At 67.0% G+C, this 26,071-nt stretch carries 22 protein-coding genes; 9 read left to right on the top strand and 13 right to left on the bottom strand.

The window, feature by feature from the left end; all coding sequences use genetic code 11:
- Positions 1–11: 11 nt before the first annotated feature.
- Both EIP85_RS19345 and EIP85_RS19340 read right to left on the bottom strand, forming a co-directional pair.
- A complete protein-coding gene (locus EIP85_RS19345) occupies positions 12–2,087 on the bottom strand; it encodes an ATP-binding cassette domain-containing protein (protein ID WP_127903863.1) in 2,076 nt (691 codons plus the stop codon).
- A gap of 10 nt (positions 2,088–2,097) precedes the next feature.
- Positions 2,098–3,270: a sugar ABC transporter substrate-binding protein gene (locus tag EIP85_RS19340; protein WP_127903862.1), complete on the bottom strand. Its 1,173-nt coding sequence runs from the start codon at positions 3,268–3,270 to the stop codon at positions 2,098–2,100.
- A gap of 206 nt (positions 3,271–3,476) precedes the next feature.
- Between EIP85_RS19340 and groL the strand changes: the two genes are divergently transcribed.
- Positions 3,477–5,099 (top strand): chaperonin GroEL, encoded by a 1,623-nt coding sequence (gene groL, locus EIP85_RS19335; RefSeq protein WP_127903861.1) that lies wholly within the window; start codon positions 3,477–3,479, stop codon positions 5,097–5,099.
- A 13-nt stretch (positions 5,100–5,112) separates the two neighbouring features.
- Here groL and EIP85_RS19330 read toward each other — a convergent pair whose 3' ends face one another.
- Complete coding sequence (locus EIP85_RS19330; RefSeq protein ID WP_164871813.1) at positions 5,113–5,880, bottom strand: Crp/Fnr family transcriptional regulator; 768 nt, start codon at positions 5,878–5,880, stop codon at positions 5,113–5,115.
- A gap of 197 nt (positions 5,881–6,077) precedes the next feature.
- Between EIP85_RS19330 and EIP85_RS19325 the strand changes: the two genes are divergently transcribed.
- Both EIP85_RS19325 and EIP85_RS19320 read left to right on the top strand, forming a co-directional pair.
- The gene (locus EIP85_RS19325) at positions 6,078–6,929 is read left to right on the top strand and encodes a Crp/Fnr family transcriptional regulator (RefSeq protein WP_164871812.1); all 852 of its coding nucleotides are present in this window, start codon (positions 6,078–6,080) and stop codon (positions 6,927–6,929) included.
- Between the two features lie 248 nt (positions 6,930–7,177).
- Positions 7,178–7,699, top strand: coding sequence for an Hsp20/alpha crystallin family protein (locus EIP85_RS19320; RefSeq protein ID WP_127903858.1), 522 nt, complete (start codon positions 7,178–7,180; stop codon positions 7,697–7,699).
- Positions 7,700–7,756: 57 nt separating this feature from the next.
- Here EIP85_RS19320 and EIP85_RS19315 read toward each other — a convergent pair whose 3' ends face one another.
- The gene (locus EIP85_RS19315) at positions 7,757–8,206 is read right to left on the bottom strand and encodes a host attachment protein (protein ID WP_127903857.1); all 450 of its coding nucleotides are present in this window, start codon (positions 8,204–8,206) and stop codon (positions 7,757–7,759) included.
- 252 nt (positions 8,207–8,458) lie between these two features.
- Between EIP85_RS19315 and EIP85_RS19310 the strand changes: the two genes are divergently transcribed.
- The gene (locus tag EIP85_RS19310) at positions 8,459–9,022 is read left to right on the top strand and encodes an NADPH-dependent FMN reductase (RefSeq protein WP_127903856.1); all 564 of its coding nucleotides are present in this window, start codon (positions 8,459–8,461) and stop codon (positions 9,020–9,022) included.
- Between the two features lie 123 nt (positions 9,023–9,145).
- Here EIP85_RS19310 and EIP85_RS19305 read toward each other — a convergent pair whose 3' ends face one another.
- The 6 genes from EIP85_RS19305 to EIP85_RS19280 all read right to left on the bottom strand — a co-directional run bounded on the left by EIP85_RS19305 (position 9,146) and on the right by EIP85_RS19280 (position 14,739).
- Positions 9,146–9,844, bottom strand: coding sequence for a VIT1/CCC1 transporter family protein (locus EIP85_RS19305; protein WP_127903855.1), 699 nt, complete (start codon positions 9,842–9,844; stop codon positions 9,146–9,148).
- 104 nt (positions 9,845–9,948) lie between these two features.
- Positions 9,949–10,551 (bottom strand): cytochrome b/b6 domain-containing protein, encoded by a 603-nt coding sequence (locus tag EIP85_RS19300; protein ID WP_127903854.1) that lies wholly within the window; start codon positions 10,549–10,551, stop codon positions 9,949–9,951.
- A 138-nt stretch (positions 10,552–10,689) separates the two neighbouring features.
- The gene (locus tag EIP85_RS19295; RefSeq protein WP_127903853.1) at positions 10,690–11,046 is read right to left on the bottom strand and encodes a hypothetical protein; all 357 of its coding nucleotides are present in this window, start codon (positions 11,044–11,046) and stop codon (positions 10,690–10,692) included.
- Between the two features lie 195 nt (positions 11,047–11,241).
- Positions 11,242–11,949, bottom strand: a complete 708-nt coding sequence (locus EIP85_RS19290; protein ID WP_127903852.1) for a sulfite exporter TauE/SafE family protein — start codon at positions 11,947–11,949, stop codon at positions 11,242–11,244.
- Positions 11,946–13,355 carry an amidohydrolase family protein gene (locus EIP85_RS19285; RefSeq protein WP_127903851.1) on the bottom strand — a complete coding sequence of 470 codons (1,410 nt, stop codon included), beginning with the start codon at positions 13,353–13,355 and terminating at the stop codon, positions 11,946–11,948. The genes EIP85_RS19290 and EIP85_RS19285 overlap by 4 nt, the downstream gene beginning before the upstream one ends.
- Positions 13,356–13,428: 73 nt before the next feature.
- On the bottom strand, positions 13,429–14,739 hold the full coding sequence (locus EIP85_RS19280; RefSeq protein ID WP_241560103.1) for a uracil-xanthine permease family protein: 1,311 nt from the start codon (positions 14,737–14,739) through the stop codon (positions 13,429–13,431).
- Between the two features lie 311 nt (positions 14,740–15,050).
- Between EIP85_RS19280 and EIP85_RS19275 the strand changes: the two genes are divergently transcribed.
- Entirely contained in the window at positions 15,051–16,088 is a 1,038-nt protein-coding gene (locus EIP85_RS19275) for a substrate-binding domain-containing protein (RefSeq protein ID WP_127903849.1), read from the top strand.
- Positions 16,089–16,566: 478 nt separating this feature from the next.
- On the opposite strand, the gene EIP85_RS19270 is transcribed toward EIP85_RS19275, so the two are convergent.
- Positions 16,567–17,235 (bottom strand): T3SS effector IpaJ family cysteine protease, encoded by a 669-nt coding sequence (locus EIP85_RS19270; RefSeq protein ID WP_479681303.1) that lies wholly within the window; start codon positions 17,233–17,235, stop codon positions 16,567–16,569.
- Between the two features lie 440 nt (positions 17,236–17,675).
- On the opposite strand from EIP85_RS19270, the gene EIP85_RS19265 reads away from it, so the two are divergent.
- Positions 17,676–18,923 (top strand): SH3 domain-containing protein, encoded by a 1,248-nt coding sequence (locus EIP85_RS19265; protein ID WP_164871811.1) that lies wholly within the window; start codon positions 17,676–17,678, stop codon positions 18,921–18,923.
- Between the two features lie 25 nt (positions 18,924–18,948).
- On the opposite strand, the gene EIP85_RS19260 is transcribed toward EIP85_RS19265, so the two are convergent.
- On the bottom strand, positions 18,949–19,929 hold the full coding sequence (locus tag EIP85_RS19260) for a LysR family transcriptional regulator (protein ID WP_127903846.1): 981 nt from the start codon (positions 19,927–19,929) through the stop codon (positions 18,949–18,951).
- A 116-nt stretch (positions 19,930–20,045) separates the two neighbouring features.
- Here EIP85_RS19260 and EIP85_RS19255 point away from each other — a divergent pair, with 116 nt between their 5' ends.
- From EIP85_RS19255 to EIP85_RS19245, 3 genes are all read left to right on the top strand, one after another.
- Positions 20,046–20,978, top strand: coding sequence for a VOC family protein (locus EIP85_RS19255; RefSeq protein ID WP_127903845.1), 933 nt, complete (start codon positions 20,046–20,048; stop codon positions 20,976–20,978).
- Positions 20,979–20,989: 11 nt separating this feature from the next.
- Positions 20,990–21,595, top strand: a complete 606-nt coding sequence (locus EIP85_RS19250) for an alpha/beta hydrolase (RefSeq protein ID WP_127903844.1) — start codon at positions 20,990–20,992, stop codon at positions 21,593–21,595.
- Positions 21,596–22,044: 449 nt separating this feature from the next.
- Positions 22,045–24,375 (top strand): ATP-binding protein, encoded by a 2,331-nt coding sequence (locus EIP85_RS19245; protein WP_127903843.1) that lies wholly within the window; start codon positions 22,045–22,047, stop codon positions 24,373–24,375.
- A gap of 40 nt (positions 24,376–24,415) precedes the next feature.
- Here the strand turns inward: EIP85_RS19245 and EIP85_RS19240 are convergent, their stop codons facing one another.
- Positions 24,416–25,906 carry a sensor histidine kinase gene (locus tag EIP85_RS19240; protein WP_127903842.1) on the bottom strand — a complete coding sequence of 497 codons (1,491 nt, stop codon included), beginning with the start codon at positions 25,904–25,906 and terminating at the stop codon, positions 24,416–24,418.
- Positions 25,907–26,071: the final 165 nt, after the last annotated feature.

Raw genomic sequence — 26,071 nt, 5'->3', positions numbered from 1 at the left:
CGGCGCTCCCTTCAGCGCACCGTCTCGCCCCTCCGCCGCACGATGACGTCAACCGTGATCGAGGCCAGCAGGACCAGCGCCGTCGCCATCAGCTGAACGGCCGCCGGAAGGCCCAGCAGCGCCATCCCGTTCACGATTGCCGCGATGACGATGCCGCCCAGAACCGGGTGCAGAGGATGTCCGCGCCCGCCGAAAAGGCTGGTGCCGCCGATGACGGCGGTCGCGACCACGTAAAGAACCACCGTCCCGCCGTCGAAGCTGGTCGAGATCGAGCGGAGCCGCGACGCATAGACGATCCCGCCCAGCCCCGCCGTCAGCGCGGCCAGCGTGAAGGCCATCGTGCGAATACGCGCAAGGTTGATGCCCGCCCGCCGCGCCGCCTCGGCCGAGCCGCCGATCGCGAAGACATAGCGCCCGAAGCGGGTGCGGGTCAGAACCACCGACCAGAGCACCAGCACCGCGAAGACGATCGGCACGACCCAGGGCATCCCGTTCACCGGATAGGCCGGCACGCCGCGATCGAAGTTGGAGACCAGCACGATCGCCGCGCCAGCCAGCGCCGCGGCGGCTACCTTCAGCGCCGTAACACCCGGGGGTGGGGCGACGAGCCCGCTGCGCCGCCGCTTTCTGTCGCCGAGCGTGGTGAACGCCGCGTAGGCCACCAGCACCGCGCCCACCGCGATCCACCCGCCCGCCGGGCTCAGCGTGCCATTCGCCAGGTTGTTGATCGTCTCGCTGGGGATCGGGATCGTGCCGCCGGTGCCCAGCAGTTCGATCATCAGCCCCTGGAATCCCAGCAGACCCGCCAGGGTCACGACGAAGGACGGAAGCCGCACCCGGGTGATGAGCAGCCCCTGAAAGGCGCCGAGCACGGCCGTCACGGCAAGACCCGCAAGGATGGCGCTCCACCAGGGCGCGTTCAGATCCGGCTGCACCAGGATCGTGGCAATCGTCGCGCCGATCCCGGCGACGAAGCCCAGCGACAGGTCGATCTCGCCCAGCAGCAGCGCGAAGACCTCGCCCATGCCGATCAGCATGAAGACCGACCCCTGTACAAGGAGGTTCACAAGGTTCCCGGGCGAAAGGAACTTGTCGTTCTGGCTCTGGAAGATCGCCGCGATCAGGATGACGCCAAGCACGACCGGAAGCACCCCGCTCTCGCCGGCCAGCACCCGGCTGCGCAGAAGCCTGGCGTAGCCGGAAAGCGTATCGGCCCGCGCGCCCGCGACAACGGCCTGGGTTTCGGAGGCGCCCGCCTCCGCCTCCTCGGCAACGGGCGCGGCGGGGGGCGCTTCGGGGCCCGTGCCGGCAACCTTGCCCAGGCGATCGGAGGTGCCGGTGGTCATCAACTCCACCGCCAGCGGACGGTCGAACTCCGACGCCGGCCCCTGCGCCACCATGCGCCCGAGCCGCAGAACCGCAAGCCGGTCCGCCACCGCGAAGACGTCGTTGAGGTTGTGGGAGATCATGACGACCGCCAGCCCCTGGTCCGCCAGACGGCGCACCAGCGCCAGAACCTGCCGGGTCTGCGCCACGCCCAGCGCCGCGGTCGGCTCGTCGAGGATGACCAGCTTCGAGTTCCACATCACCGCCTTGGCTACTGCGATCGACTGCCGCTGCCCGCCCGACAGCGACGAGACCGGCTGCCGGATCGAGCGCAGCGTGGTGACCTGAAGCCCGGCCAGCGTCTCCGCCGCCGCATGCTCCATTGCATCCTCGTCGAGAAGGCCGCCTGCGATCCTTTCGCGCCCAAGGAACATGTTCTGGACCACGTCGAGATTGTCGCAGAGCGCGAGGTCCTGATAGACGACCTCGATGCCAAGGGCGGCGGCGTCGCGCGGCCCCCGGATGCGGACCGGCTGGCCGTTCCACAGAATCTCGCCGCCATCGGCCTCATAGATCCCCGCGATGCATTTGATCAGCACCGATTTGCCGGCGCCGTTGTCGCCCACCAGCGCCGTCACCTGCCCGGCGGGAACGTCGAGGTCCGCGCCGGAAAGCGCCTGAACGGCGCCGAAGCTCTTCCTGATCCCCCTGGCCCGGAGGAGCGGCTCGCCCCCTCCGGGCCCCTGTGCGTTCGGTGCCATCGGCGGTCTTCTACTTGATGCCCGCCGCGGCACAGGCCTTGCTCATCGCGCTGCCGGCGCAGAGCTTGGCACGGGGCACGAAACCGTCCTTAACCACCGTCGCGCCCATGTTCTTCGTCGTCACCCAGAGCGGCGTCAGCAGTACCGAGGGCACCTCGGTGTTCGCCGATGTGTCGGCGGTCTTGCCGTTCACAAGGGCGGCCGGCGGTTCCTCGCCCGCGCGCAGGTAGAGCGACAGCGCCGCGGCGGCCTGCGCCTCGAGGTAGATCGCCTTGTAGACCGAACCGCACTGATAGCCGGTCAGCACGTTCTGCATGCCCGTCAGCGTCGCATCCTGACCGGTCGTCGGGAAGGTCTTCGGCGGCACCTTCAGCGTCTTCAGATAGGAGATGACCGCGTTGGCGTTGTCGTCATTCGGAACGACCACGGCGTTGATGTTCGGATGCGCGGTGAACTGCTCTTCGAACGTCGTTCGCGCCGTCGCCGGGTCCCAGGTGCCCGCCGGCTCGCCCACATTCGTGTACTTGCCGGAATCGAAGCCGGGCTTCAGCACGTCCATGTAGCCCTGCGCGAAAAGCGTCGCGTTGTTGTCGGTGGGCGCGCCGCGCATCACCAGGATCTTCGGCTCCTTCACGTTCCAGTCGGTCAGGCACTGTTCCATCCCCTGCCCGATCAGCTTGCCGACCTCGACGTTATCGAAGCTCACGTAATAGCCGCGGCTGCCGCCCAGGGTCAGCCGGTCGTAGTCGATGACCGGCACGTTGTGTTCCTTGGCATAGGTCTCGATCGAGGCGCCGACGCCGGAGGAGATCGGATCCATCACCAGCACCGTGGCACCCTGCGAGATCGCGGTCTGCGCCTGGGTCAGCTCGCTCGACTCCGACCCCTGAGCGTTGGTGATGATAAGGTCGCGCGCCGGCAGCCCCGCGGCGGCGAAGGCCTTCTTCAGATAGGGCGCGTCGAACGAGGTGTAGCGCGCCGAGGTGGTGGTTTCGGGCAAGAGGACGGCCACCTTGCCTTTGCCCTTCGCCACCAGCGGCTTCAGCGTCGACATCACCTTGAAATCGGCGGCGAATGACGAGGCGCTCAGCTCCTGGGCGACGGCGGGTCCGCAGGCAAGCACGAGCGCAAGCGCGGTCGCGCCCTGAAGGCCGGCGAAGCGGCCGCGACGGTGGGAAGACATGGCTTTCTCCTTCTCGAGACTGGCTCATGGGCGAGCCCGGATGGCCAACGCTAGCGATCGCCGTCGGCACGTCGCATTGACGGCTGTCACAAAATCCCCGGGCCGGAGAATGTGCCGCGGCCCGCGCGGTCCTGGGGTCTTGCGCCGCGTCAATGCGACCGGGCCGGGCCGGTGCAATCGCTCTTTCGCCGGAAGGAGACCGAACGATGAGCTACAAGATCGTTGCCTTCGAATCCGAAGCCCGCGCCAGCCTCCTGCGGGGCGCGACCGCGCTTGCCGATGCGGTGCGGGTCACGCTGGGGCCGAAGTCGAAATCCGTCCTGATCCAGAAGAAATGGGGCACGCCGATCGTCTGCAACGACGGCGTGACCATCGCCAAGGAAATGGAACTGAAGGACCCGGCCGAGAACCTCGGCGCCCAGATGCTGCGCCAGGCGGCCGAAAAGACGGGCGAGGCGGTGGGCGACGGCACATCCACCTCGACCGTGCTCGCCCATGCGATCTTCGTCGAGGGCGTGCGCAACGTCGTGGCAGGCGCCTCCGCCGTCGACCTGCGCCGCGGCCTCGACGACGGGATGGCAGCGGTCAGGGACTATCTGAAGACCGTGGCCCGGCCGGTCCAGTCCCGCCGGGAAATCGAACAGGTGGCGACGATCTCTGCCCATAACGACGGCGTCATCGGCGCGCTCGTCGCCGATGCGATGGAGAAGGTCGGCCGCAACGGCGCGATCACGGTCGAGGATGCGCGCAGCACCGAGACAGAGCTCGACGTGGTCGACGGGATGCAGTTCGACCGGGGCTACATCTCCCCCTATTTCGTCACCGCGGTCGACACGCTGCGCTGCGAGCTGGAGGCGCCCTATCTTCTCATCCACGAAGCCAAGCTCTCGGCGCTCCGCCCGCTGGTGCCGCTTCTGGAGGCCGTGATCCGGCAGGACATGCCGCTTCTCGTGATCGCCGAGGACGTCTCTGACGAAGCCCTCGCGACGCTGGTCGTGAACAAGCTGCGCGGCGGGATGAAGGTCGCCGCCGTGAAGGCGCCGGGCTTCGGCGACCGCAGGCGCGCGATGCTGGAAGACATCGCGGTGCTGACCGGCGGCACCCTGATCTCGCAGGATCTCGGCCTTCAGCTCGAGAAGGTGACGCTTGACCACCTTGGCCGCGCGCAGCGCGCCGTGGTGACGAAGGACGACACCACGATCGTGGGCGGGCACGGCAAACGCTCGGAGATCGACAGCCGCATCGCCCAGATCAAGCAGCAGATCGAAGATGCGACCTCCAGCTACGACAAGGAAAAGCTGGAGGAGCGCCTTGCCCGGCTTTCCGGCGGCGTCGCTGTGATCCGGGCCGGTGCCCCGTCCGAGGCAGAGCTGAAAAGCCGCAAGGAGGCGCTCGACGACGCTATCAGCGCCACCCGGGCCGCAATTGACGAGGGCGTCGTGCCCGGCGGCGGGCAGACCTTCCTGCGTGCCATCGCCGCGGTCGAGGCGCAGGCGGCAAAGGCCGAGGGCGACCGGAAGACGGGTCTCTCGATCCTCGCCCGCGCGCTGGAGGCACCGGCCCGCCAGATCGCGGCCAATTCCGCCATGGACGGCGGTGTGGTGATCGCCGAAGTCCTGCGCGGCAGCGACACCTTCGGCTTCGACGCGGCGGCCAAGCAATATGGCGACATGGTCCAAGCCGGCATCATCGACCCGGCAAAGGTGCTGCGGGTGGCCCTCGAAAACGCCGTTTCGGTCGCCGGGACACTGCTTCTGACAGAGGCGGTCATGACCGAGGCACCAGAGCCGGAGGCAAAGGCCGTGATCCCGGACAACGTCGGGCTCTGACGGGCCCTGCCCTTCAGCCCCGCGCGGCGCTTTCCTCGATCACCAGATCATGGCCGGCCACGTCGATCAGGCCGGGCACGTCGAGAATATCGAAATCATGCGGCGAGTTCATCCGCAGCAGCCCGTCCCGCTCGAGCTGATGAAAGGCCCGGCTCAGCGATTCGGGCCGCGCGCCGAGGTACTGCGCCAGGTCCGGCCGCCGGATCGCGAGGCGCAGGTTTATCGGATCGTCGTCAGTGTCGGCAGGGATGGCCCCGCGCATCTTGCGCCGGCACAGGATCAGCAGGAACGAGGCCACCCGCTGGACCACCTTCGGCCCGCCAAGGACCAGGATCCACTCCCGCGCCGCGTCGAGTTCGTCGAACATGTCGACCATGAACAGCCGCTCCGCGACCGGCGCCTGCTCCAGTAGCGCCTCGAAGGCCGGGCGTGAGCAAACGACAAGCTCCGCATCGCTCAGCGCGTCGATCTGGTACGAGAATTTTCCGTTGAACAGGCGGCCGTACATGTCTGTCGGGACCAGAAGGCCGATGATGTGCCGGCGCCCGTCAGGGAGCAGCTTCACCATGCCAAGCATCCCGCTCAGCACGTAGCCGATGACGAGCGAGTCCTCGCCCTCTTCCACAAGCACCTCGCCGGCCCGCACCGAGCGGCGCTGGCAGATGGATTCGAGCTTCGGCCGAAGATCCGGCGGCAAGGTCGCAAGAAGGCGGTCGAGCTTGCCCTCGGCAACCTCCGCGCCCTCTGCCGAAGGCGCGGGTTCAAATGGGGAATCCGTCATCAAAGCCTCCGCCGGCAGCTGCCTTTCACGAGCCATGCGCTGCACGCGCAGAAATCTCCGTCTCCGGAGACGTGGGATCACATTAGCAGCGGATGCCTCACCGTTTCTTGATCGACATCAATACAACCGGCAGTCGCAGGGTACAAACTGCTCTCATTGAGAGAGTCGATCGGGTCTGCCAACCCCGGGGCATTGGAATGCTGCCACAGACGATTGAAACCCGGCCGAGCGGGTGCCTGTCCTGCCAGGCATATACGAAAGGCATCTGCGGGGGGCTGCCCGCGCGCGCCCACGCACGGCTGAAGGCGCGCAGCTATGCTGTGGGCTACCACGAAAACCAGGGCCTCTGGAACGAGACGAGCGACAAGGCCTTCGTGGGCATCCTGCAATCCGGCTACCTCCGCATGGCGCGGTATTCGGCCGAGGGGCGGCGCCAGATCATGGGGCTGGTCTTCCCCGGCGAGCTCGTCGATGAACGCGCCGACGTGCGCATGGGCTACGAGCTGGAAGCCGTCACGCCGGCGCAGGTCTGCCGGATCGAGCGTCCGGCCTTCGAGCGGCTCATATCCGAGGAACCGGAGCTGCGCCGCGCCGTCTACCTCCAGCACGCCGTCCGGCTCGACGAGATGCGCCAGCTCGTCTGGTCGCTCGGGCTGCAGACGTCCGACGAGCGCCTCGTCCGGTTTCTCGCGCTCGCCTGCGAAAAGCTGCGCTATCAACCGATGCCCGACGGCGGCGGGATCCTGACCGTGGATATTCCGCGCGCCGATATCGCGGACCTGTTGGGCACCACGCGGGAATCGATCAGCCGCATCACCCACCGCCTGCAGGATGAGGGCCTGATCGAGATCCGCGATCCGATGCATTTCGGCATTCCCGACCTCGACCGCCTGCGCCGCAGCGCGGGGCTGGTACCGGCCCGGGCCGCGAACGCCAACCGCAGAACGACGGGGCACGTGCAGGGCTTGGGCATCGCGCCGGACGATCTCGCCATGAAACCGCCCGGGACAGGCGGCAGGACGCCCGCCCCGCCGTCGGTCGTGGCGTAGCGCCCGGCCACGCCCGGCCCCGGTGGGCAGCCCTTTGCCGAAGGCCCTCTCCAGCTGCGCCAGGCGCGGGAATTTTTGACCACCGTCAACGCTCGCCCGCCCTGTCCGGCTTTCACTTCTTCCGTCGGCAGCCAGCTGTGAAGATCCGGCCCTCTCCCCGTTGCCACGACCAGCCGCATCTCCGCATCCGGCCGCCGGCGCCACGCCGACCCGCGCGGCTGCGCACCACATCCAGAAAGGATCCCACCATGGCCGAAACGCCGACCAAACTCGCCGTCCAGTCCACATCCGCCCCGCAACCGAGGGAGCCGGAGCGCTGGGCCCCGTTCGACATGCTGCGCCGCGAAGTCGACAGGCTGTTCGACGATTTCCTGCCCTCGCGCAGGCGCACGGCCCCCTACTCCCCGATGTCCTGGCCGACCGCCGCGGAATGGCCCCTCTCCCCCGTCGTCGACGTGGTCGAGGAGAACGGCGGCTTCAGGATCACCGCGGAACTGCCGGGCATCGACCCGAAGGACATCGAGGTGAAGGTGTCCGACGGACTGCTGACGATCCGGGGAGAGAAGACCCAGGAGGAGAAGGAGGAAGACGCCGACTACTACATGTGCGAGCGCCGCTACGGCAGCTTCCAGCGCAGCTTCGGCCTTCCCGACAGCGTCGATGCCGACAAGACCGAGGCGAGCTACGCCAACGGCGTTCTGACGCTGACCCTGCCCAAATCCTCCAAGGCGAAGGCCAGCCAGAAGACGATCGAGGTCAAGGCCGCTTGATCCCTCCCCATCGCCTGCCGGGCCGCGCATCCCGAGGGATGCCGCGGCCCGGCGCTTTCAGAGCGCCTCCACCACGGTGGCGACCCGCTCCTCCAGCTCGGCCTCGGACAACCTGATCAGGTTCTGGTCGATCTCCGCCGCGACGCGGCCGCGCAGCGTGGCAGGCATCGCCTCCCGGAGGCGGGCAAGTACCTCCGGCGCGCCGAAGACGACGAGCCGGTCGAAGTCGCGCGCCAGGCGATGCGACTCGAGGAACGCCACCACCTGCTGGGAAAAATCGTTCTCGTCCTGCACCAGCATGTCGTTCCAGACGCCGTGGCTTGCCGGGTAGGCATGCCCGGAGATGTGCGGCCCACCGTAGGTTCCGTTGCCCAGCACCGACCTCAGCCGCCTCTGGCGCGACCGCAGGACAAGTTCGCTTGGAACCGACCGGCGATGGTCGATCCCGCGCAGGATCCGCGCCCGTGTCGCATTCATGATCAGGATCCAGACACCACTCGTTTCCATTGCAGAACCCGCGGTTTATCCAGGTTCCGTCTGAATAGACGAACCCGCTTCTGATGCGTTGACGTCAGTCAATCTTCACCGCAGCGCGACGAAAACCCGCGCAGGCACAGGGGCAGGCCGCATGGTCGACGTTCGGGGATGAAGCCAGGCAAGGGGCCTGAACCGGGCCCTTGCCTGTGCAACCGGCGCCAGCGGATTAGATCCTCCCGGAGCCTCGCTTTTATCCCGCAACTCTCATCGAAGGTAAGTGACATGAAGGACCGCTATGACATCGCAATCTTGCTCGGAAGCCTTCGCAAGGCGTCGCTCAACCGCAAGCTGGCCGAGGCCCTGACCGGACTGGCGCCCGACAATCTGGCCTTCCGCTTCGTCGACACCGGAAATCTTCCCCTCTACAACACGGACCTCGACGAGGAGAACGTGCCCGAGGCATGGTCGTCGTTTCGCGCGTCGATCAGACAGGCGGACGGGGTCCTGTTCGTCACCCCGGAATACAACCGGTCCGTCCCGGGCGCCCTGAAGAACGCCATCGACGTCGGATCGCGCCCGGCGGGTCAGAGCGCCTGGAAAGGAACGCCGGCCGGGATCGTGACCGGCTCCCCGGGCGGCATCGGGGGGTTCGGCGCGAACCACCACCTGCGCCAGTCCCTCGTCTTCCTCGACATGCCGGCGATGCACCAGCCGGAGGCCTACATCGGCGGGCTTGCGACCCTCTTTGACGGTGACGGCAGGATCGCCCGTGACGATACGCGCGACTTTCTGAAACGCTTCATGTCGTCCTTCGCCGACTGGGTCGCCAGAAACGCGGCCGGATGACGTAAAGGCCGGCCTCCCCCCTTCTGGACCTTGATGCCGCCCGCGGCGAACGGCCGGCCCGCGGGCAGGCTTCCCTGCCCCGCTGTCCCATGCGGGATCAGCGGGAAACGGGCCCTCGCCGCATCACGCCGTCACGCCGAAGACCATGCCGACGGCGGCCGTAAGGGCCATGGCAAGCGCGCCCCAGAACAACACGCGCACGGCCCCCCTGACCTGCCCTGCCCCGCCCGCGGTCGCGCCAAGCGCCCCGAGGACAGCCAGCGCGACAAGCGTGGTCGCGGCAACCGCGATACCGACCGTGCCCGCCGGCGCCAGCAGCGCGACAAGCAGAGGCACGACGGCACCGACGGCGAAGGTCCCGGCGGACACGAGCGCGGCCTGAACCGGATGCGCGGTCACCGTCTCGGAGATCCCAAGCTCGTCGCGGGCATGCGCGCCAAGCGCGTCCCGCTCGGTAAGCTGAACGGCCACCTGCCTTGCCAGGTCCTCATCAAGTCCGCGCGCGGCATAGATAGCCGTTAGTTCGGCAAGTTCGCCCTTGGGGTCTTCCGCCAGCTCCCGCGTTTCACGGGCAAGATCCGCGCGCTCCGCATCGGTCTGGGAACTGACAGAGACATACTCCCCCGCCGCCATGGACATCGCGCCCGCAACCAGACCGGCCAGACCGGCGACGAGAACTTCGGTCTTGCCGGAGCCCGCCGCCGCCACCCCCACGACAAGGCTCGCGGTGGAGACGATGCCGTCATTTGCGCCAAGCACGGCGGCCCTCAGCCAACCGATGCGATGCACCATGTGATATTCGGAATGGGTCAACCTGCTCATGGAGAAGCCCCCGGTTTTGCATCGACAGGATTCGATACACGCGCATCCAGAGGCACTTGTGCTGACCGGCGCAATGGCCTTCCGCGAAATCCCGGCGCGCTGCGTCAATCAACGTCACCCGGCCCCGCCGCCCGCTTTTGCCCGGTGACCATCGATCGCGCCAGGTTCTCCTGATGGCGCAGGCTGGCATAGGCGACGCCGGCGATATGCACGAGGATCAGCAGCAGCGTCAGATTGGCGAGCGCGCCGTGAAGATCCTTCAGCGCATGTTCCGCGCCCTCACCGCCAGATCCGCCCTCCTCCTCTTCGGCATAGGCGGGCGAAACGACCGCAGGTAACATGGCGACGCGCGCCGGGCTGACCATCTGCCAGCCCGTGTAAACCGTACCCGACAGGCTCAGAAGCAGGGCGACGATCATCACCGCACCGGCCGGATTGTGCCCCAGATAGCGCCGCTCGCGCCTGACGATCAAGTCACCCAGATACCCGATGACCGCCCTCGGACCCCGCATGAACTGCGAAAACCGGGCATATCGTGGCCCGATCACGCCCCAGACGATCCGGAACGCGATCAGCCCTCCGGCGATGTATCCGGTGGTCTGATGCAGCGCGTGCCCCTCGTCCGAACTGAGCCAGGCAACGGCAAAGGCCGCAACGAGGCTCCAGTGGAACAGACGCAGCAGCGGGTCCCAAACACGAACGGTCATTTCTTCACCTTTCCAATGCCAACAGATGCAGGAACCCACTCGGGCGAATGGGACCAAAACCCCGTTCCAATGCCCGCGCAGGCCTTTGCCTTTCCAAACGGCCCCCTGGGCTTTTCCTCATGCTTCGACGGCCATGCCCTAATGGCCCGTCGGGTCGCGAACGCGGTCCGGCATGCCATCCTGAAATCGATCGCGGTCGCGATCCTTGCCGAAGTCCCGTTGGTAGATGCGATCGCGGGTCCGGTCCTGGTCGGGGGCGAGGTTATCCCACAGCAACGCTCCGGTCGCGGCATCATAGACCAGTCTGCGTGTGAGACTGCCGCGCTGCGCCGTGACGCGAATGCGGTTTCGGGTACGGTCACGCACGGTCCGAATGTTGGTGAACCCCTGCTGCTGCAAGGTCCGGTAGACCGGCCCCATCCCCCCAGTGGTCTGCGCGGTTGCATAGGCCACGGAAATCAGAAGCGCCGCGGATGTTATGATCATGTAAGGCATATCTGCCGCTCCGACGCCTGTCACCCCTGCGCCCGAACAGTCAGGCGCGTGGTCTTCACGCGCATTTCACAGCGATCCCCTGCCCGCACATTGACGGCACTCAAAACGCCCGCGCGGACGACGGATTTGTCGTCCGGTCGCGGGCGGGGGCGATGACGCCGGGCCCGGCGCCGGGCTTGCCATTCGCGATGGCGCCTAGTGGGCGAGCAGAATGACCCCGGACACCAGCGCGAAGCCAAGCACGATCTGCCGCGCCAGCCTTGCGCTCAGCCAGCCGTGCGCGTGCCGGCTCGCCAGGACACCAAGCGCAACGGCGGGCATCAGCGCCACGGCAAAGCGCAGCTCCGCCACGTTCACGCGGCCGACGGCCAGAAGCGAGGCGAGCGAGACGACCTCGCCGATCAGGAAGCAGATGGCGATCGTGGCGCGGATCTGCTTGGGCTCGTGATGCTGATAGACCAGCGCCAGCGGCGGCCCGCCCACCCCCGTCGCCGTCTCCGCCACGCCGGCGACGACGCCCGCCGTCAGGAAGGCCTTGTGCCCCGGCACGAAGACCGGCGAGGTGACGCTCGCCAGCACGGCAAGGATGATCGCCGCCCCGATCAGCAGATGCAGCGAACTCGGCGGGATCGTCGCCAGCACCGCGATGCCGCCGAAGGTGCCCGCCAGCCGGCCCACCGTCACCCAGCTCGCACCGCGCCGGTCGATCTCCGGCCATTCCCGGGCCGCCACGAAAAGGTTCAGCGGGATCATCAAAACGAGAAGCGTCGCCGGCATCAGGTCCGGCCGCACGTAGCCGATGACGGGCGCCACGATCAGCGCGAAGCCGATCCCCGCCACGCCCTGCGCAAAGCCTGCCAGCGCCACGACCAGCGCCGCCACGGCCAGGATCGAAAGACTCATTGGTTCCCTCCGGCGACGAGGCGCATCGCAGAGCGGTGCTCGGTCGACCGGCTGTGGATCCGCTGGATCGGGGCCGAGGCGATCACCTTCGCCGCCCGCTCGGCCATTCGCCGCATCAGGGCCTTGCCGTCCCAGTCCACAGGCCAGCCCTGCCACAGGCGCAGCGCGCCCGCCACGAAGACCGCCTCGATCTGGTCGCGGTTGCCAAGGCGCACCAGCTCCCAGACCAGGTCCCAGGAGGGGCTGAACTCCGGCACATCGATATCGACGACAAGGAAATCTGCCGCCTTGCCCAGCGCGATCTCTCCGGTGACCGCGCCCAGCGCCGCCGCATCCGCGCCCCTGGCGGTGGCATGCTCAAGCCAGGTCCAGCCCGCCCCGCAGGAGAAATCCCCGGTGCCCAGCCCGAAGGCAATCCTTTGCACCGCCTCGGCCGCATCAACCAGCCGGAACCCGTCGCTCCGCGTCCCGTCCGTGCCGATCCCGAAGCGGATGCCGAGGCTCTGCATCAGCGTCGCGGGCGCGACCGCATTGCCCTTCCATTGCGAGGCGACGGGGTTGTAGGACACCGCCGTCCCGGTATCGCGCAGCATCATCAGCTCATCCGGCGTCACCAGCGTCGAATGCGCGATCAGAACCTGCGGCCCCAGCACGCCAAGGTGGTGCAGAAGATCCAGCGGCCGCCGCCTGCGGCTGACCAGCGAACGCTCGACCGCGGCAAGATGCTCGTTCACATGGGTCTGAAAGACGGCGCCCGCCTCGGCCGCCATGCGGGAGGTGTCGCGCAGCATCTCGTCGCTTGCCGCCTCCGGGATCGAGATCGCGAGCGAGGGATGGGTCAGCGCATGGCCCGACCAGGCGCCCAGATGCCGTTCCGCCCGCTTCCGGATCTCCGCGCGGTCCGCCCCGGGCGCCGCGTCGTTGCAGATCAGGCCAAGGACGGTCCGCAGGCCTGCCTCCTCGGTCGCCCGCGCGATCGCGCCGATGTCGCCGGGGGACCGGGTCCCCGCATCCACCACCGTGGTAAACCCGCCTCGCAGCGCCTCCAGCGCCGCGGCCTTCGCCGCGAGGTAGATCAGCTCGGTGTCGAGCGCGCCCTCAAGCGGCACCCAGATCCGCTTGAAGATTTCCGAAGGCTCGCCGAAGGCAAGCGCCTTGCCGAAGGTCTGGGTCAGGTGATGATGGGCATCGACGAAACCCGGCATGATCAGCTTGCCGGGAAGGTCCTGCGCAGTCAGGTGCGGGTTCCGCGCGATGACCTCCTCTCGTGGTCCGAGGTCGGCGAACCTGCCATCGGCGACGACGACAGCCTGGCCGGTCGCCGGTCCGTCGGGCAGCAGCAGATGCTCGGGCAGCAGAAGGCGGGGGCCGGTCGAAAGCCAGCTCGGGTCGGGCGGGGTACGCATGTCGGTGTTCCAGTCGATGGGATCTTAAGGGGACCCGCCGCCCGATGCGCGGGCGGCAGGCGGCCGGAAGGGGCTATTCCTCCGTCAGCTCCAGGCCGGCGCGCATGTCGGTGAACCCGACCCTCGGCGCCCGGCTCTGGAACAGGATGTTGACCAGCACCGCCGTCACCGTGCCCGCCGCCAGACCATTGCCGAGGATCATCTGCGCGGCATGCGGGAAGTGGCTGTAGACGCCCGGCACGAGGATCGGCAGCAGGCCCATCGTCAGGCCCGAGGCAAGCGTGAAGACGTTTCCATGATCCGACATGTCGACGTTGCGCAGCATGTCGATCCCCATCACCGCGATGATGCAGAAGACGATGATCGCGGTGCCGCCGACCACGGGGCCGGGGATGGCGTAGACCAGCCGCCCGATCGGCGCCAGAAGCGCGATGCCGATCAGGATCACCCCGCTCACCGCAGTCACATAGCGCGACTTCACGCCGGTCGCCTTCACCACGCCGATGTTCTCGCCGCTGGTGATGATCAGCGAGGTGCCGAAGAGCCCGCCGATAAGCGAGATCAGCGCGTCGCCGCGGATCGTCTTGGGAACGTCGACGCGCTGGTCGATGTCCTTTCCGACCGCATCGGCGATCGCCACGGTCTGGCCCGTCGCCTCGGCCATGGAGATCACGCTGAACACGATCAGCGGCACGGCCGCGTAAAGGTCGAAATGCGGCATCCCGAACGGCAGGAGCGTGGGGAAGCTCACCACCGGCCCGGGCAGGATCGACCCGAAGCTCATCTGCCCCAGCGCCGCGGCCACCGCAGCCCCGGCGAGCAGGCCGAACAGCACGCTCAGCTGACTCAGCATCCCGGTCAGGACGCGGGCGAAGACCAGCGTCAGCCCGATCGTCATCAGCGCCATGAGGATGTTCGCCGGGTCGCCGAAATGCGCGCTGCCGGGCTGGCCGGTGACGATGCCACCGTAGATCTTCACGAGGTTGATCGAAACCAGAATCAGCATCGTGCCGATCACCAGCTTCGGGAAATACCGCAGGCCACGCGCGAAGACCGGGATGATCGCGAAATAAAGCAGGGCCGTGATGATCACCGCGCCCACGGCCGTCTGGATATCCGTCTGCTTGGCGATGATCAGGAAGATCGCGATCGGTGCGCCGCCCGGAACCATGATGAACGGCAGGCGCGCGCCGAACTTCCACGGCCCGAAGCTCTGCAGCAGAGAGCCGAGGCCGCAGACCAGGAAGGTCGCGCTGATCAGGTTGATCGTCAGGTCGGCCGAGAGGTTGAGGGTGCGGCTGACGATGAAGACCGAGGTGATGGGCGATGCCGCCATCACCAGGACATGCTGAAGCCCGAAGGGGATGAGTCTGCGAAGAGCCATTCGCTCGTCGACGGGTTGGACGTGTTGAGACATGGTCGATCCCTGTTTCGTTGTCGCGGACGCGACCGCCCGGCTCGCCCGCCCCCACCGGCGGGGGCGCCGGGGGCCTGGGCGCGGAAAGCCACGGTAAAACGTTTACTCGTTGTTCGCGCCGCAGATTCACTATAGTAAAACGTTTTACTATAGCGCCACAGCGCCTCTGACATGTCAAGCATCCAAATTTCCTGTCAGACGGGACACTTGCCCAGATGCGGGTGACGGCCGATAGAGGTACGGGGGGCTGCAACGGCCTCTCGAACGGCAAGGTGGCGATGTCCCGCAGTCCACAGAAACCCCGCCGCGCCCGCGTGACGATTGTCGATATCGCGCGCGAGGTGGGGGTGTCCCCGGCCACTGTCTCGAACGCCCTCTCCGGGCGGCGGTATGTCGATGCCGACACGCGCGAGCGGGTGAAGGCGGCGGTTCGCCTGCTGGGCTACACCCCGAACATCAGCGCGCAGCGCCTCCGCACCGGCCGGTCGGAGATGATCGCGCTCTTCTCCTCCATGCCCTTCGCGGTCGCCGCCGGCCCCTCCCAGCTCGGCTTCCTGATGGAGATCGCGGCGGTCGCTGCGGCTGCGGCGCTGGAACGCGGCATGGCCCTCGTCCTCGTCCCGCCCACCGAAAAAAGCGGCCGCCCGATCGAGAGCCTGTCGATCGACGGCGCCATTCTGGTCGAACCGGCCAGCGACGATCCGGATGTGGTGCGCCTGCGCAAAAGCGGTCTGCCGATCGTTTCGATCGGCCGCCTGAACGGCGCGGAGGCAGAGGTGCCCTACGTCGACCTCCGCTCGGCAGAGACGGTCGACCTTCTTCTCAACCACCTGGACGAACAGGGGGCGGGCCACATCGCTCTGGTCCTCGGGGCCTCGCGCCGGAACTCCTATATCGAGGCCGAGTCGGTCTACCGTGACTTCGCCCGCGCCCGGGGGATGGAGCCCATCATCCTGCGGACAGACGAAAGCGACGGGGAGGAGGGCGCGTATCGCGCCATCCGCGCCCTGCTGGCCGAGCATCCGCGCATCGACGGCCTCTGCGTGCCGGTGGACGCTTTCGCGGTCGGGGCAAATCGCGCCGCGGCGGAAGCCGGCCTCAGGGTTCCCGAAGACATAAGGATCGTCACGCGCTACGACGGGCTGCGCGCGCGCCAGTGCCGGCCGATGCTGACCGCGGTGGACCTCTCTCTCGACATCGTCGCCGCCCAGGCGGTCGACCTGCTGCTCGACCATCTGCGGCAGGGGGACGGTCAGGGCCATGTGGCGGGCCCGCGGCCGACCCTGATCCCCCGGGGATCGAGCGTCATTCGCTAGGCCGCCGCACCGAACCGCCCGATTCAGATATCGATCACCTCGAAGTTAATGATCAGCTTGTGGGGCCCGACGCTGCTCTGAAAGTCTTCGAGGGTTCCGTCCGAACCTTCCCAGAACGCCCAATGGAGAAGCCCGAGGCAGGGGTGATTGAACTGGCCGAAATGAACGGTCTCGTCCCCTCCCCCGGGCCCGGGAACGACGTCCTGCCCCCAGACCAGGTCATAGGCATAGATCCCGTAGAGTTCTCCCGTCTCTACGTGCTCGATGAAAGCCGTACCAATTATGGCATGGGATTGAGCCAGTGCGCGCGCCTTCGTTTGGGTCGCCGGGCTTGCCCCCCACGGCTCTGCGCGCCCCTGAAAAGTTGTATCTGGGCCTTACCTATAGCTTTCCGGCCGGGTGTCGAGGCCACAACGGGCCGAAAAAGCCCGCTTCCCGCCCTCCTGACCGGGGCCCCGCGCGATGACGTCACGTCGCCTCAGCCGGACGCCTGACGAAACAGGATGCCGATCCCGGTGTCGAAGCAGTCGATCTCCTGCCGTTTTCGCTGCTCCACAAGGTCCGTCAGACTCGGAGCGTTCAGCGCGAGCCCCGGGCCGTGCCCGAATTCAGCGCCTGCAGGGTCCATGATCGATCCATCGGGCCGCTCCATGACCCAATGCAGCGCAACCGCGGGAATTAGCCAGTACGACGGTCCGACCCGCGTGACCCGAAGAAGGCGCTCGCCGGCGCCCGGATGCGGGGGCGGGCTTTCGACGACCTCGACACGCAGTTCGGCCGAGCGCGCGATTTCGGACCGGTACACGAACTCCAGCAATGTGCCGATCGGGTTGTTCGCGATGAAGACGGTCGCCTCGAGGCCCAGCACGGCCGCGACCTCGCAGATGTAACTCGGCAGCGAGTGGCCGAGGCTCGCATAGGGAATGCTTCCGGCGCTGCCCGAGGTGACGGAAAAAATCCGCAATTCACTGGTCTGATCGCAGCTGAGGGGGACGGTCTCGGTCCAGAGCTCTCCCCAGGCACGCCTGCCGGGCAGTGTCGTGCAGCCAAGCTCGATCGCGGCGCACAGCAGGCTGGCCGCGCCGCAGGATCCCGGCTGGGTCTGGCGAAACCCATACGCCTGCCCGCCATCCGGCTTTGCGCTCACCTGACGCAACGGGACGATCGTCCTGAGGTCTCGCGACGGCCGCGAGACGCGCCATGGATCACGTCCGCCCGGCGCAGATCAGCCCCGCTGATGGGCCAGCGCGCCACAGCGTATCGTGAACCTGTCCCCATTCAGCCCCTTCGTCCAACCTGCCAGAACACAGAAATCTCTAAGCCTTTTTCACCATAGCACACAACGCCAGCCGACCTCGGTCACACCGATGCGAGGCCGGTCCCGATGGTCCGGAATCACGACCCACGGTTTGCCCCGCTGCGGCAGCGCGGATCAATCGCGCCTGCAGCGAACGGCAGCGGGGTCCTGCACCTCATCGCGACCAGCGGTCGCGCGGCCAAACGGCCGGGATGCGGGCGCAAAGCGGGCTTGCCGGTTTCGGGGCCATCCACCTAGAACTGGGACAGTGTCCGCCAGAGGAAATCCGCATGCCTGGTTCCCCGCTTCCGCGCCTGTGCCTTGTGGCCCTGGCGGCTCTGCCTGTCGCGACCACGTCTGCCGCGGCGCAGCCGGTGGCAACGGACGCCGCCGGCGCCCCAGAATTCCCGCGGCCAGCCCGGTCCTGGGGCGGCACCGTCCGATCGGGCCCCGGCAAGACCGACGCGCGCATCGCTGCCCTGAGAGAGGGAGAGCCGGTTACCATCCTCGGCCGCAGTGAGAATGCGTGGAACGGTTTTCCATGGTTTCATATCCGCTACGGCGCCAACCGGACCGGCTACCAATGGGGCGGCATCCTGTGCCCGGTTGGCACGGCCCTGCCCGGAACCTACAAGGTCTGCCAGACCAAGGGTGCCATGCTCGCCGCCACCGCACCGGCGCATGTGCATGACCTCGGCGCGGTGCCGGGCGCGATCGCGCAGCCCGAGGGCAAGCGCAGCTTCGCCAGCCAGATCGGCGGCACGCCCGACACGGGCCCGCTCGGCACGCCCCTGCCGGCCGGGCTGACGCGCGACGCGGTGCTGCGGCTCGTCGCGCCGGAGGCCGATCCGAAGCGCGTGACGCTGGTCGGTGCGAAGCCATGGCCGCATCTGGCCAATGGCTATGTCGCGCTTGTCTGCGCGGCGCATGATCCCGCCGACCTGCCACCGGCGGGTGCGCCTCCGGGCTGCGACAGCAATCCCGACGTCTATCTCGGCGTGCTGCGGATGCCTCCGGGCGGCACGCCGCACCTGGTCGCGCGCACACCCAAGGGGTTCGTCCTGAACAGCGACTGGGCCCCGCCCGCTGGTGCCCCGATCCTGCTGCCCTCGATCGCGCCGGAGGGGGCCGATACCTGGCCTGCCGGCCGCTCCGACAACAGCGTTTCCGGGTTCGATCTGGCGCCCTACCGCATTGCGCCGGGCACCTATGCCTTCGGGCTGCGCAGCGACCAGACAGAGGGCTATTCCGGCGGCTATGCCACGTTCGAAACGCTGCACCTGTTCCAGATCGACGGCACGACGCTGCGCCGGATCCTCGCGCAGCCGATCTACGTCATGAAGATGACCGCCGGGGACTGGAACAAGGACGGCACCCGCCAGCACGACGTGTCAGAGGACAGGCTGGTGCTCGCGGTGCTGCCGCATCTGGTCGCCGGGCATTACGAGCTGCGCGTCGCCGAACTCGGCAAGCAACCCCGTTCCGCGATCCTGCGCTGGAACCCGGCGCGGCAGGTCTACTGGGTGCCGGGCGAATAGGCCGGCCCGCGCGGGGCATGCGCCGTCAGTCGCCGGGGCCTTCCGCGCGCGGGGCCGCGTTCCGGATCTCGGCGGCCTCCTTGCCCGTGTCGGGGGCTTGCCCGAAGTCGAACCCCTCGCGGTCGCGCATATAGGCCTCGAAGAAATCGGTGAAGGTGGCGACCAGCGGCGGCAGGGTCTCGTAGGGCGGATAGTAGAGCATGAGATAGAGCGGCGGCATCTTCCAGTCGGCCAGCACCGGCACGACCTCGCCCCGCCGGATGCCCTCCCGCGCAAGGAAGGCGGGAAGGTTGACGATGCCGTTTCCGGTCGCGGCGAGGCTGTAGAGGACCTCTCCGTTGTTCGTCACGATTTCGGTGCCGGCGCGAACGCTGCGCGTCACCGATCCCTTGTGAAAGCGCCACGTCTCCGCCCTTCCCTCGCGCCCGTAGGAAAGGCAATGCTCGGGGATCAGGTCCCCGGGGCTTTCGGGGCGCGCGATCCGGTCGAAAAGCGCGGGCGCTGCGATGAGCTGCCGCGGCACCTCGCAGATCTTGCGCCAGATCGTCGACTTGTCCTCCGGCGGCCCAGAGATGCGGATCGCGAGGTCGCAGCTTTCATCGACGATATCGACCAGCGCATCGGTCAGCTGCATGTCCAGCGCGATGCGCGGGTAGGCAAGGCGGAAGCTGCTCACGAGACCGGCGAGCAGCGGCCCGCCCAGCGAGATCGGCGCATTGATCGACAGCCGCCCACGGTCAGCGCCGGTGGCGGCCAGCAGGTCCTCGGTCGTGCTGTCGAAGGCCTCGATCAGCGGGCGGTAGCGCGCCGCCGCCACCGCGCCCGCGCTGGTCAGCGAGACCTGCCGCGTGGTGCGCAGCAGAAGCTGCTGGCCAAGCTCGGCCTCCAGCCCGGCAACCAGCCGGGTGACCGACGCGGGCGTCAGGCGCAGGCTGCGCGCGGCCCCGGCAAAGCTGCGCTGGGCGGCGACTTCCAGAAAGACACGGATGGGCTTGAGGTCCTGCATCCCGCCATTATTGCATATTTGATAATAGTAAATGAAGATATGTTTCTATTCCTGATAATGCACGGCGGCCCTATGTTGACCTCAACGCCAAGCGGACAGGTCAGGAGGACCTCAGGATGATCACCGATGTGAAAGGGCTGCACCACGTCACCTCGATGGCGGCGGATGCCAGCGAGAACAACCGTTTCTTCACCCGGACCCTCGGCCTGCGCCGGGTCAAGAAGACCGTGAACTTCGACGCGCCCGAGGTCTATCACCTCTATTACGGCGACGAGATCGGCACCCCCGGCTCGGTCATGACCTATTTCCCCTTCGGCCAGATGGCCCGGGGGCGGCGCGGCACGGGCGAGGTCGGCGTGACCGAATTCGCGGTGCCGAAGGGGGCGCTCGCCTTCTGGAAGGACCGGCTTGCCGCGCAAGGCGTGGCCGGTCTGAGCGAAAGCAGCTTTCTGGGCGAGGCGCGGCTGAGCTTCGACGGGCCGGACGGCGACAGCTTCGCCCTTGTCGAAAGCGAGGCGCGCGGCCGCACCCCCTGGACCGGGGCGGGCGTGCCGGAAGACGCTGGCATCCTCGGCTTCCACGGCGCGCGGCTGAGGCTGCGCGACGCCGGCGCCACGGCCGAGCTGCTGGGCTTCATGGGCTACCAGAAGGACGAGAGCGACAGCAACGTCACCCGCTTCCGGATCGAGGGCGGCAATGCCGCCGACACGATCGATATCGAGGCTCTGCCGGGCGGGCCGGTGGCCGGACAGGGCGCAGGCTCGGTGCATCACATCGCCTTTGCGGTTCCCGACCGCGCGGCCCAGCTGCGCACGCGCCAGGCGCTTCTCGACACCGGCTACCAGGTGACGCCGGTGATCGACCGCGACTACTTCTGGGCGATCTACTTCCGCACCCCCGGCGGCGTTCTTTTCGAAGTGGCGACCAACGAACCGGGCTTCGACCGCGACGAGGACACCGCCCATCTTGGCGAGGCGCTGAAACTGCCGACCCGCTACCAGCCCTATCGCAAGCAGATCGAGGGCCTGCTGCCCGAGATCGCCGAGTGAGGAGAGCGACGATGACAAGCGATCTCTACCCCGAGCTGACCCGGGCGCCCGAAGCCGGCGCCCCCCTGATCTTCGCCTTCCACGGGACCGGCGGCGACGAACATCAGTTCTTCGACCTGGCCGGCGCGCTGGTCCCCGGGGCGGGCGTGATCTCGCCGCGGGGCGATGTCTCGGAACACGGCGCCGCACGGTTCTTCCGCCGCACCGCGGAAGGGGTCTACGACATGGACGACCTCGCCCTGCGGACCCGGCGGATGGCCGACTTCGTGACCGCCCGGAAGGCGGCCTTTCCCGGGGTGCCGGTCTATGGGTTCGGCTATTCCAACGGGGCGAACATCCTTGCCTCGGTGGCGATGGCACGGCCCGATCTCTTCGACCGCATCGGCCTCCTGCACCCGCTGATCCCCTGGGATCCGGCGCCCGTGCCGGGCCTCGCCGGGCACCGGGTGCTGGTCACGGCCGGGCGGAGCGATCCGATCTGCCCCTGGCCGCTGAGTGAGCGCCTGATCGACTGGTTCGAGGCCCAGGGCGCCGAGGTCGCGACCGAGGTCCATGACGGCGGCCACGAGCTGCGCCAGACGGAACTGACGGCGCTGGCCCGTCTGTTCGAAGGCTGACCCGCCGCCTCGGCGGGCGGACCATGACGGTCCGCCCAAGGTCGATCTGACGGGCACGAATGTGCGTCTCCCCCCGCCTGGCACGCGTCGGGCGGCCGGGACACGCAGGCGGTGATCGGCGGGATGGCAGGAACCGCGGGCTGAGCGCAGATCGACCCTGCCCCCCCGGAATGCCCCCCTGCACCTGAAATGCTCCCCGATGGCCGGCTTGCCATCCATGCTGCGCAACTCTTTTTCAACGTTCTCCTGCGAAATGTCGGATGCATGGCATGGTGGAACCCAAAACCTAACTTCCTGCAGGTTTTGGTCGAACCCTCGCCATATTCCAGGGGCATTTCACTCAGGAGTTGTGGTTGGACGATGCAGAAGCACAGGCCCCCAGCCCGCGCCTTTTGTGCCCTGTCGCGTGCGTTTGCCTTATGAAAATTCTTGGTCTTCCCAGCTGGTCCATGCGCAGTCGCATCGTCGTCGGCACCTGTGTCGTCTCGATGCTCTTCGCCGCGACGCTCTCCACCTTTTACTACCTGGAGGGGGCCAGGGCGGCCGAGACCCGCGAAGTCGCGAACATGGGGGAAACCGCGCGCCTTCTGGCAACGAGTTACAGGAACCTGCAGGATCAGGTCAGGCAGGACGCCGTGATTCTCGCGGCCTCGCCGACGCTTCACGCCTTCCTGCACAGCGTTATGACCGCCCCCCGGCATTCGGAACATCACGATCTGCGGCCCCTTGTGGATCTCGAGGCGACGGCAAGAGACCTGTCCATCGCGCTGCTACGGTCCCGGCCGGAGTATCTTCAGCTCAGCGTCGTCAGCACGCAGGACAACGGCCGCGAACTGCTGCGCGCGGTGCGGGAAGGCGGCAAGATCTCCAGCTCCGCCGCCGAGGGGCTCCAGCGGCGGGATGTCGCCTTGCGGCTCCCCGGCGTATTCGGCCACCACTGGGCTGACGCACCCACCACCGGGCCCGGCACGGCGCATCTCGTGTTTCTGAATTCCGCGCTGAACCCGGGGCCAGGCAGGGCCGTTGTCAACAACACCAATACCATAACGGTCGCCTATCCCGTCTACCACGAGGGGATGGCCCCCTTCGGCTTCATCGTCCTCGTCATGGACATGAGGACCTTCGTCGCCTCGACGTTCGCGCATCTGCCAAACGGCGAAAGCGCCTATCTGCAGACGCCCAGCGGTCTCTTCCACCACGGGCCGAACTGCAGCGCCTGCCTGGTCTGGCCGTCGCAGATGCCCGCGAAGGTCGCGACACTGCTCTCCCACGTCAGGGCGTCCGGTAAGCAGAACGGCGCACATTTCGGCTCCGACACGCTGTCCTACTTCGTTCGGATGCATACCGGCGACGCGGCCCGCGGAAAGGACTCCATCCTCCTTGTGCAGGAGCCCAAGGCGCGGGTCATGGCGGCGGTGAATGCAATCGCCCTGCGGGGTATTCTCATAGTCTTCGGCTCGCTCCTGCTCGTGGGATTGCTGACGGAACGGCTGACCCGGCGCCTCGTTCGCCCGCTCAAGGTTCTCGAAGCCGAGGCACAGAAAGCCCGCCATCGGGAAGAAGCGCCCCACCTGCCCGTCAGTTCCTCCGACGAGGTCGGCAATGTCGCCCGCGCCGTGCAGGCCCTGCTGGATGACTACGTGCAGTCCGAGCATCGGCTCTCCACCCTGATCGAAAATCTGGCGGAAGGCGTCATCACCCTGGACGCAAGGGGCAAGATCCACAGCTTCAACGCCGCTTGCGAATGCATTTTCGGGTGGAAGGCCGGCGAGGTCCTCGGCCGCCAGGTCGAGATGCTGATGCCAAAGGAAATGGCCGCGGTTCATCAGTCCTTCCTCTCCCGGTTCCAGGAACAGGGCCGGCAGAATGCGCCCCTTCATGCCCGCGAGGTTCTGGGCCCGCGCAAGGACGGCCGAACCTTCCCGATGGAACTGACCGTCTCGAACGTCCAGATCGACGGCGAGGTGACCCTGATCGGCATCGTCCGGGACATCTCCGAGCGCCGCATCGCCGAGAAGGCAAAAGCCGAATTTGTAGCGACGGTAAGCCACGAACTGCGCACGCCACTGACGTCGATCCACGGTGCGCTGCGGTTGATGGGCACCGAGAAGGTCGCGGAAAACCGCGAGACCGTGCTGAGGCTCGCAACGGTCGCGACGCAGAACAGCCAGCGGCTGATGCGGCTGATCAACAACATCCTCGACATCGAGAAGCTGGAAAGCCTCGACCTGCCGATCATCCAGAAGCCCATGAAGCTGCGTCCGGTGATCGAGAGTGCGATATCCTCCTTCGAGGGCTATGGTCAGGAAGCCGACGTGTCGTTCGAATTCATCGACACCGGGACCGACGCGACCGTTCTGATCGATGCCGAGCGCATTACCCAGGTAATCGCCAACCTTTTGTCCAATGCGGCGAAATTCTCGCATCCGGGGGCGCCCGTGCGGGTCAGCATCGCGCGTCTTGCCGACGAGAACATGGTCCGGGTGCTGGTCGAGGACGAGGGCTGCGGCATTCCCGAGGCCGCCCAGGCGACGATCTTCGAGAAATTCACCCAGGTCGATTCCTCGGACCAGCGCAAGTTCGAGGGCGCGGGCCTGGGACTGAACATCGCCCGCACGATCGTGGAGCGGCACGGCGGCAGGATCGGGCTCTACTCGACCGTGGAATCAGGCAGCACGTTCTATTTCGACCTGGTGATCGAGAACGGCTTGCACGACGCCCGGAAGACCTCCGCGCCCCGGCCCGCCGCCGACATGCCGCAGGCGGACCCGGCGGGCTGACCCGGCAAACGGGACGCCGCGCGCCCCCGCCCCCCGGGCTTCACGCCACGGGATCCCGTTTGCCCACCGCCCGGTTGTCCGAAAGCGGAAGCTCGATGAAGAACGTGGTGCCCGGTCCCGCGTTCTTGCGATAGTCGATCGTGCCGCCATGCGCCTCCACGATCTGCTTCGAGATGTTCATCCCCAGCCCTGTCCCACTGATCTTGCGGGTATCGGAGGAATCGATCTGGCTGAACATGTCGAAGACCAGGCTGCGCTTGTCCTCCGACAGCCCCACCCCCCGGTCGATCACCTCGATCCGGGCCATGGGGCCAGTGATGGAAAGCTTCACCGTCACGACCCCGCCATGGGCAGAGAACTTCGCCGCGTTCGACAGCAGGTTCGACATGACCTGGTCAAGGCGCTGCTCATCTCCCGTGATGGTGACGGTGCGGCCCGGGACATCGGATATGGCCTCGAATGTGACATCCAGCGAATTCGCATAAGGGCGGTTCACCTCGCAGGATCTCTCGATGAAACCGTGAAGATCTATTGTTGAGGATTTGAAATCCATCTTTCCGGCCTCGATCTTCTGAAGGTCGAGAATGTCGTTGATCAGGTTGGAAAGACGGCGGCAGTTCGACTGCGCAATCCCAAGCAGCCTTTCGAGGTCAGGCGTAAGCGGGCCGGCCTTGCCCGAGGCTGCGATTGCCACGGCCCCGTTTATCGATGTCATTGGCGTGCGAAATTCATGGCTCATGGTCGAGAGGAATTCGGACTTGGCCCTGGACGCCACCTTGGCCTTGTCGGCCTGGTCGCGGAATTCCACCATCTGCTGCAACTGCTGGCGGTAGATGCCCAGAAAGACACGGGAAATCTTCACGATGAACAGCAGCACGACAGCGACCGAGAACATCTCGATCCATTCCGGCGAGTGCAGGCGCGCCCCGGTTTTCATGATGTCGATGACCGGGATCGCAAGAAAGGCCCCGGCGTAAAGGCAAAGGCGGGTCTTGAGCAGGAACAGGACCTGGTTGTCGTTCATGGCCGTGAAAATCGACGCGGCGAAAAGAAAGAAGAGGGGCAGCAAATGGGTGGCCGGCGCCTCGTGGAACGAGACGGAGACAGCGTAGTAAACCACATTCGATGAACTCAGAACGCTCGACAGGAAGAGCAGCGCAAAGTTTCTCCGCACCGTCGGAATATCGGTCGAAGTGTTCTTGAACACCCTTTTGTGGATGAAGACATCCAGGGTTTCGCTGACGGTGATCAAGACCAGGCTGATCATCGCGATCATGGGGTCGTAGAAGAAATAGGCGATGGCCAGGGCCGCGACATACATGATCGCTCGCTGCCAGAACTGGCGGTCGCCGCTTCTCGAATAATCGCGCATCTGCGCCTGCAGAAGCGCAGGCGACTCTCCCATGAACCGGGCACCCGAACGTCCCTGCAGGTCCTTCGGGTCGAGTTCGCTATAGGTGGCGATCATGTCTTCGCTCGTGGCGGCTTGCATCTTCCAGACCTTCAGGGCGAGCCCGGCACGCGTCGGCATCGGCCGGCGATGTCGCCACGGCGCACGCGTTGCGCCAAATTTTCAATTCCCGGTTGCGACGGGACACGACACAACCGGGCGCACAGTGAGGGTGTAACAGATGAGTGGCAAGCCGATAATCGGGGCAACGCCGCCCCGCCCCGTCACGTCAGGACGGGCCGCCGC

The organism is Solirhodobacter olei (genome assembly GCF_004010155.1).
Classification (GTDB): domain Bacteria; phylum Pseudomonadota; class Alphaproteobacteria; order Rhodobacterales; family Rhodobacteraceae; genus Solirhodobacter; species Solirhodobacter olei.
Note: the sequence above shows the minus strand (reverse complement) of the source record. Positions and strands in the feature narration are given on the sequence as shown.

Excerpts from the sequence above, each read along its gene's own strand:
- EIP85_RS19345 (WP_127903863.1), bottom strand. The coding sequence starts at position 2,087 with ATGGCACCGAACGCACAGGGGCCCGGAGGGGGCGAGCCGCTCCTCCGG.
- EIP85_RS19340 (WP_127903862.1), bottom strand. The coding sequence starts at position 3,270 with ATGTCTTCCCACCGTCGCGGCCGCTTCGCCGGCCTTCAGGGCGCGACC.
- groL (WP_127903861.1), top strand. The coding sequence starts at position 3,477 with ATGAGCTACAAGATCGTTGCCTTCGAATCCGAAGCCCGCGCCAGCCTC.
- EIP85_RS19330 (WP_164871813.1), bottom strand. The coding sequence starts at position 5,880 with ATGACGGATTCCCCATTTGAACCCGCGCCTTCGGCAGAGGGCGCGGAG.
- EIP85_RS19325 (WP_164871812.1), top strand. The coding sequence starts at position 6,078 with ATGCTGCCACAGACGATTGAAACCCGGCCGAGCGGGTGCCTGTCCTGC.
- EIP85_RS19320 (WP_127903858.1), top strand. The coding sequence starts at position 7,178 with ATGGCCGAAACGCCGACCAAACTCGCCGTCCAGTCCACATCCGCCCCG.
- EIP85_RS19315 (WP_127903857.1), bottom strand. The coding sequence starts at position 8,206 with ATGGAAACGAGTGGTGTCTGGATCCTGATCATGAATGCGACACGGGCG.
- EIP85_RS19310 (WP_127903856.1), top strand. The coding sequence starts at position 8,459 with ATGAAGGACCGCTATGACATCGCAATCTTGCTCGGAAGCCTTCGCAAG.
- EIP85_RS19305 (WP_127903855.1), bottom strand. The coding sequence starts at position 9,844 with ATGAGCAGGTTGACCCATTCCGAATATCACATGGTGCATCGCATCGGT.
- EIP85_RS19300 (WP_127903854.1), bottom strand. The coding sequence starts at position 10,551 with ATGACCGTTCGTGTTTGGGACCCGCTGCTGCGTCTGTTCCACTGGAGC.
- EIP85_RS19295 (WP_127903853.1), bottom strand. The coding sequence starts at position 11,046 with ATGCCTTACATGATCATAACATCCGCGGCGCTTCTGATTTCCGTGGCC.
- EIP85_RS19290 (WP_127903852.1), bottom strand. The coding sequence starts at position 11,949 with ATGAGTCTTTCGATCCTGGCCGTGGCGGCGCTGGTCGTGGCGCTGGCA.
- EIP85_RS19285 (WP_127903851.1), bottom strand. The coding sequence starts at position 13,355 with ATGCGTACCCCGCCCGACCCGAGCTGGCTTTCGACCGGCCCCCGCCTT.
- EIP85_RS19280 (WP_241560103.1), bottom strand. The coding sequence starts at position 14,739 with ATGGCTCTTCGCAGACTCATCCCCTTCGGGCTTCAGCATGTCCTGGTG.
- EIP85_RS19275 (WP_127903849.1), top strand. The coding sequence starts at position 15,051 with ATGTCCCGCAGTCCACAGAAACCCCGCCGCGCCCGCGTGACGATTGTC.
- EIP85_RS19265 (WP_164871811.1), top strand. The coding sequence starts at position 17,676 with ATGCCTGGTTCCCCGCTTCCGCGCCTGTGCCTTGTGGCCCTGGCGGCT.
- EIP85_RS19260 (WP_127903846.1), bottom strand. The coding sequence starts at position 19,929 with ATGCAGGACCTCAAGCCCATCCGTGTCTTTCTGGAAGTCGCCGCCCAG.
- EIP85_RS19255 (WP_127903845.1), top strand. The coding sequence starts at position 20,046 with ATGATCACCGATGTGAAAGGGCTGCACCACGTCACCTCGATGGCGGCG.
- EIP85_RS19250 (WP_127903844.1), top strand. The coding sequence starts at position 20,990 with ATGACAAGCGATCTCTACCCCGAGCTGACCCGGGCGCCCGAAGCCGGC.
- EIP85_RS19245 (WP_127903843.1), top strand. The coding sequence starts at position 22,045 with ATGCGCAGTCGCATCGTCGTCGGCACCTGTGTCGTCTCGATGCTCTTC.
- EIP85_RS19240 (WP_127903842.1), bottom strand. The coding sequence starts at position 25,906 with ATGCCGACGCGTGCCGGGCTCGCCCTGAAGGTCTGGAAGATGCAAGCC.